Origin of the sequence: Bathymodiolus platifrons methanotrophic gill symbiont, assembly GCF_002189065.1 — a bacterium.
Taxonomy (GTDB): domain Bacteria; phylum Pseudomonadota; class Gammaproteobacteria; order Methylococcales; family Methylomonadaceae; genus Methyloprofundus.
The window spans coordinates 1-6,235 of the sequence record NZ_BDMN01000404.1; the positions used below are offsets into that span (position 1 = coordinate 1).

The following is a 6,235-nucleotide window of genomic DNA, read 5'->3' on the forward strand; positions in this document are numbered from 1 at the left end:
ATGTGCTTATCCTGCGAAGAATTTTTAGGATTGATTAAAAATCTGGGAGTAGGACAAGATAATCGCATACCGCCTCTAAAATAAGGCATACTCTCTAAGTTTCTTAGCTATTGTTGCTTTCAATGGAAACACTGATGTCTTTAACTGAAGTTTCCCAATTATTGAGTAGCTGAAATACACAATGCTGGTGTATCGAGGTTTATTTTAGGTGGTTTTGCCATGTTTATAGCAAACCCCTACTTAATTCCCCTTAGGCAATAGCATTTGAAACGAATGAAAAGACTATTTTTTTCATATAGTTGTAGCATAGTTTCAATTTTACCATAAATAATTATTGGGAAACTTCAGTTCAATACACTCAGGGTAATAAAGAAAAAACTTTAACAGCCTATCTCGAGGTCAGTAAAAAACACCCTGAAATTCTTTCTCTGCGCTTCAAATTAGCTACGCTTTATAATGAACTCAACCAGCCTGAAAAAGCCATCTTAGAATTACAGGCAATTCTGGCTCAACAACAGTCTGATTATTCCCTTAATGAACTTGCATCTACCTATATTGAAAAGCTTAATTCGCCAGAAAATGCACTAAAATATGCTCAACAAGCTAATAAAATAAATGCTAATAATTACGCCGTAAAGTACACATTGGCAGAGACCTATTTTCAAATGGGTAACTACACAAAGGCCGATGCGCTTTATCAGGACGTAGCAAAAAAAGTTGCTGGAAACCCCAGCTTTTATTACAAAGTAGCTTAATCAGCTTTAAAAATAGAAAATAAAAATAGAGCTTCAATCTATTTTGAAAAAGCATTGAGTAGCGGCCAGGATTTCCCAGAACGCACAAGTGCTGAAAAACAGTTACACAGCTTACTGTACACATAGTTTTCTCTTATTAATAAATTAAATATCCACATTCTAAGAGCGTAGTTTTGATTACACCCTTCTAGGGTGTTTTAGCCCTGTTAATATTCAAAAACTTGAGTGGAGTACAATAGCTTCAGCTATTGCTATTTCAGAAAAAGCTAAAGCTTTTTTACTCCTATCATTATGTCCTGCTTTAAACGGAAATCCATTGTCTATACACTCTACTCTATCAATAACAGTACTAACAACGTCAGGCTAGAGTCTACAAACTTACCCTCGCCCATAGGACGTGGTTATTAATTTTAATATACTTCACTCGGTTGAAGCTTTCTATTGGCTAGTTTTCGACTAATCTTGTACGACAGGCTCTTACTGGCAAAATATATTGTATAATCAATGCCATTATTAACCCCTACAACTTGATGAGCTTTATGGATTATTTATTAGCCAATACCCCTATAGAAAAACTGGAATCTGAATGCCTTATTGTTGCCATTTTTGAAGAAAACCAGCTAAGTCCGGCAGCGCAAACACTAGATTCATTAACAGACGGTTTAATCAGTAATATTCTTACGCGCGGTGATATTAAGGGAAAAGTAGCAGATACTTTATTGATTAACTATTTGCCCCATGCTGCTATTAAACGTGCATTATTAGTTGGTCTGGGTGATAAAAATGACTTAAGCAGTAAAAAATATCGTAAAGCCGTCGCCGCTGCTGCTAATACCTTGAAAGCTACACAAATCAAAAGCGCTGATTGTTGCCTGGTGGAAAACCAGGTGACAGGTCAAAACCTGACCTGGAATGCACGACACATTGTTGAAGCCTTTGATGCTCCCTTCTATCAGTTTAATGACTGTAAAAGCAAACCTGCCGCTAAACTGACTTTAACGTCTATAAGCTTGCATAGCGAAACAGATGCCGTTGCTATTCAAGCCGGTCTTGATCAAGGTCTTGCTATTGCTCAGGGTGTTGCATTGACAAAACATGTTTCAGATTTACCTGGTAACATCTGCACACCGACCTATTTAGCAGAACAAGCCATTGAAATAGCCAAACAACATAAAAACCTAAGTGCTGAAATTCTAGAAGAAGCTGATATGCAAAAACTCGGTATGGGTTCGTTTCTTTCAGTGAGTCGTGGGAGTCGCCAGCCAGCTAAATTAATTACTCTGGAATATAAGGGTGCTGATGCAAACACACAGCCCATTGTATTTGTCGGTAAAGGTTTAACCTTTGATGCAGGGGGTATATCATTAAAACCGGGTGCCGGCATGGATGAAATGAAATACGATATGTGTGGCAGTGCTGCAGTTTTAGGCGCACTACAAGCAGCAGCGCAATTGCAACTACCCTTAAATATCGTCGGCATCATTCCATCATCAGAAAATATGCCTGACGGTGATGCTAATAAACCTGGTGATATAGTTACCAGCATGGCCGGATTGACTATCGAAATTTTAAACACCGATGCTGAAGGCAGATTAATTCTATGTGATGCACTAACTTATGCCAAAAAATTCAATCCTGATGTCGTGATTGACATGGCGACCCTGACAGGGGCCTGCCTGGTAGCGTTAGGACGAGTACCCAGCGGTCTACTTGGTAATGATGATACACTTTGCAATGATTTATCTGCAGCTAGTGAAACAGCTTTAGATAGCGTCTGGCGTTTACCATTATGGGAAGAATATCAGGACCAGTTGAAATCAAATTTTGCCGACATTGCCAATATTGGTGGTCGTGATGCTGGTACAATTACTGCTGCCTGCTTTCTATCGCGTTTTACCAAAGATTATAAATGGGCGCACCTGGATATAGCGGGAACAGCCTGGAAATCAGGTGATGCCAAAGGCGCAACGGGGCGACCTGTGCCCTTATTGGTACAATACTTATTAGATCGTGCGAATGCCGCCTAAAGTTAATTTTTATGTTCTGTCGTCTCAATCGGAACAGGGGCGGCAAGCATTTGCCTGTAAATTAGCTGAAAAAGCTTTTCGTCTAGGGTTTAAAACCTATATCCTGACTAAGTCAATGCAGCAAGCACAGCAAATGAATAGGCTACTCTGGACATTTCGTAGCAGTAGTTTTGTACCTCATGAAATTTATCAGGATATCTTACCCGGCACAGCGAATGCCGTTATAATTGGCACACGACAAGCTCCTCCTCCCTGGCAACATACGCTGATTAATTTATCTGAGCACTGTCCGGAGGATATTAGCCAATCAGAACAGATTTTTGAATTGCTGGATAATGATGAAACGCAAAAGCAAGCGGGAAGAAAACGCTATCGACATTACCAAACGCTTGGCATAACACCAAATACGCATAAAATGTAAACACGATCCCTCCAAACTTCTATGTGGAAATACCTCAGGAGCGCTCATGCATCCAATGATTTGCGACACTCTATTGTCGCTGTCCATATTTCCGCACAGAGTCTGGGAACGACACCCCTTATATAAAACTATCTTAATAAACCGCATTCATGGAAAAAACATACAATCCTTCTGCTATCGAAGAACATTGGTACAACACCTGGGAAGAAAAAAATCACTTCGCTCCCAATCAGGAAGGTGAATCATTCTGTATCATGATTCCCCCCCCTAATGTCACCGGTAGTTTGCATATGGGGCATGCCTTCCAGGATACCATTATGGATGCGCTTACCCGTTATCATCGCATGAAAGGCTATAATACCTTATGGCAACCAGGCACTGATCATGCCGGCATTGCTACACAGATGGTAGTTGAACGACTGATAAATCAGGAAGGAAAAACACGTCATGATTATGGCCGTGAAAAGTTTATTGAACGTATCTGGGACTGGAAAGAAGAATCCGGCGGCACAATAACCAAACAATTACGCCGTATGGGGGCTTCTTTAGACTGGTCCCGCGAGCGTTTTACCATGGATGATGGGCTTTCAGAAGCGGTTAAGGAAGTATTTGTCAGCCTCTACGAAGAAGGCTTGATTTATCGCGGCAAACGCCTGGTTAACTGGGATCCCGTTTTACATACTGCCGTATCGGATTTAGAAGTTTTATCCGAGGAAGAAAATGGCTCTATGTGGCATATGCGTTATCCGCTATCTAATGGCACAGGACATTTAATCGTTGCCACTACTCGCCCTGAAACTATGCTGGGTGATGCGGCTGTTGCGATTCATCCCAATGATGAGCGTTATAAACACCTGTTAGGTGAGTTTGTAAAACTGCCTTTATCAGGCCGCTTAATTCCTATTATCGCTGATGAATATGTCGACCCTGAATTTGGTACTGGTTGTGTCAAAATCACTCCGGCACATGATTTTAATGACTACGAAGTCTGGTCACGTCATAAGGAAATATCATCAATTCAGGATCAGATTCATGGTGGTTTAATTAACATATTCACGCATGATGCCGCTATTCGTGCTAATGAAGAGGATGAGCAGGACTTAATTCCTGAGGCTTATATTGGTCTAGACCGTGTTGCTGCGCGTAAACAAATTGTCACCGATTTAGATGCCTTAGGTCTGTTAGAAAAAATTGAAGACCATAAACTGATGGTGCCACGTGGTGACCGCTCAGGTAGTATTATTGAACCATTATTAACTGACCAATGGTATGTTAAAGTTGCTCCACTAGCAGAACCAGCATTAGAGGCTGTTAAAAGCGGTGAAATTCAATTTGTACCCGATAACTGGAAGAACACTTATTATGACTGGATGAACAATATTCAGGACTGGTGTATTTCTCGTCAAATCTGGTGGGGCCACCGTATTCCTGCCTGGTATGATGAATTAGGCAATATTTATGTAGGGCGTAGCGAACAGGAAGTTCGTGAAAATCATAAGCTAGCAGATGATTACCCCTTATCTCAGGATGAAGATGTACTTGATACCTGGTTTTCCTCTGCGCTTTGGCCTTTCTCAACCTTAGGCTGGCCTGAAAAAACACCTGAATTAGAGCAACACTATCCCGGCAGTGTGTTAGTGACGGGCTTTGATATTATCTTTTTCTGGGTTGCCCGTATGATTATGATGGGCAAAAAATTTATGGGTGATGTCCCGTTTAAAAAGGTTTATATCCATGGGTTAGTGCGCGATGCCGAAGGCCAGAAAATGTCTAAATCAAAAGGTAATGTACTCGATCCAATTGATTTAATTGATGGTATTAGTCTGGAAGATTTAGTCACTAAGCGTGTCTCAGGCATGATGCAACCACATCTGGCTGAAAAAATTGAAAAATCGACCCGTAAAGCCTTCCCGGAAGGCATCCCTACTTATGGTACTGATGCACTACGCTTTACTTTTGCCTCACTTGCTTCGACAGGACGTGATATTCGCTTAGACAGTGGGCGTATCGACGGCTACCGTAATTTCTGTAATAAAATATGGAATGCTGCTCGCTTTGTGCTGATGAATACCGAAGAGCAAGATTGTGGTGTAAATGGGGGGGACCTGGAATACAGTCAGGCGGATAAGTGGATTGTATCCCGCTTAAACCAGGTTATCGCCTCAACTAGCGATGCCATTGAAAATTATCGCTTTGACCATGCAGCTCAAGAAATCTATGATTTTACCTGGAATGAATACTGTGACTGGTACCTGGAACTATCAAAAATCTCCCTACAATCTGATAATGAAACATTACAACGTGGCACACGTAAGACACTATTAACTGTACTAGAAACATTGTTACGTCTTGCTCATCCAATTATGCCCTTTATCACTGAAGAAATATGGCAACGTGTCGCACCTTTAGCTGGAGTACAGGCTGACACCATCATGTTACAAGCTTATCCCGAATCAGATGAGACACAAATTGACCAGCAAGCAATTGCTGCGATTGAATGGACTAAGCAATTTATCTTAGGTGTGCGCCGTATCCGTGGTGAGATGAATATTGCTCCGGGCAAACCTTTACCAGTTTTACTAGAAAACATCAGCGCAACTGACCAGCAGTTTTTACCACAGGCCCAGATTTATCTACAAAAACTTGGCCGAATTGAATCAATCACCTGTTTAGATGCAAATGAAACTGCACCCGAGTCTGCCATTGCCCTGGTTGGTGACTTGCGACTTCTTATCCCTATGGCAGGCCTGATTGATAAAGAGGCTGAAATTGCACGTCTGGAAAAAGAAATTGCAAAGCTGGAAAAAGATTTACCGCGTATAGAAGGAAAATTGAATAACCCTAAATTTGTTGACAAAGCTCCTGCTGCGGTAATTGAGAAAGAGAAAGAAAAACTAGCAAAAGTACATAGTTCATTAGTTAATTTTAATGAGCAATTACTAAAAATCCGAGCACTTTAATATGTTCTCTATTATGAAGGTACAGGAAACCTATCCATACAAATGGGTAGGTTACTTGTTCTCAGTAGTGCA

At 40.9% G+C, this 6,235-nt stretch carries 4 protein-coding genes; all 4 read left to right on the top strand.

The window, feature by feature from the left end; translation table 11 throughout:
• Window positions 1-323: 323 nt before the first annotated feature.
• Window positions 324-755, top strand: coding sequence for a tetratricopeptide repeat protein (locus CDZ78_RS24415; protein ID WP_087869300.1), 432 nt, complete (start codon window positions 324-326; stop codon window positions 753-755).
• Between the two features lie 539 nt (window positions 756-1,294).
• Entirely contained in the window at window positions 1,295-2,782 is a 1,488-nt protein-coding gene (locus CDZ78_RS18310) for a leucyl aminopeptidase (protein ID WP_087871270.1), read from the top strand.
• Entirely contained in the window at window positions 2,772-3,203 is a 432-nt protein-coding gene (locus tag CDZ78_RS18315; protein ID WP_087871268.1) for a DNA polymerase III subunit chi, read from the top strand. Before CDZ78_RS18310 ends, CDZ78_RS18315 begins: the two co-directional genes overlap by 11 nt.
• 149 nt (window positions 3,204-3,352) lie before the next feature.
• Window positions 3,353-6,163 carry a valine--tRNA ligase gene (locus CDZ78_RS18320; RefSeq protein ID WP_087871269.1) on the top strand — a complete coding sequence of 937 codons (2,811 nt, stop codon included), beginning with the start codon at window positions 3,353-3,355 and terminating at the stop codon, window positions 6,161-6,163.
• Window positions 6,164-6,235 lie beyond the last annotated feature (72 nt).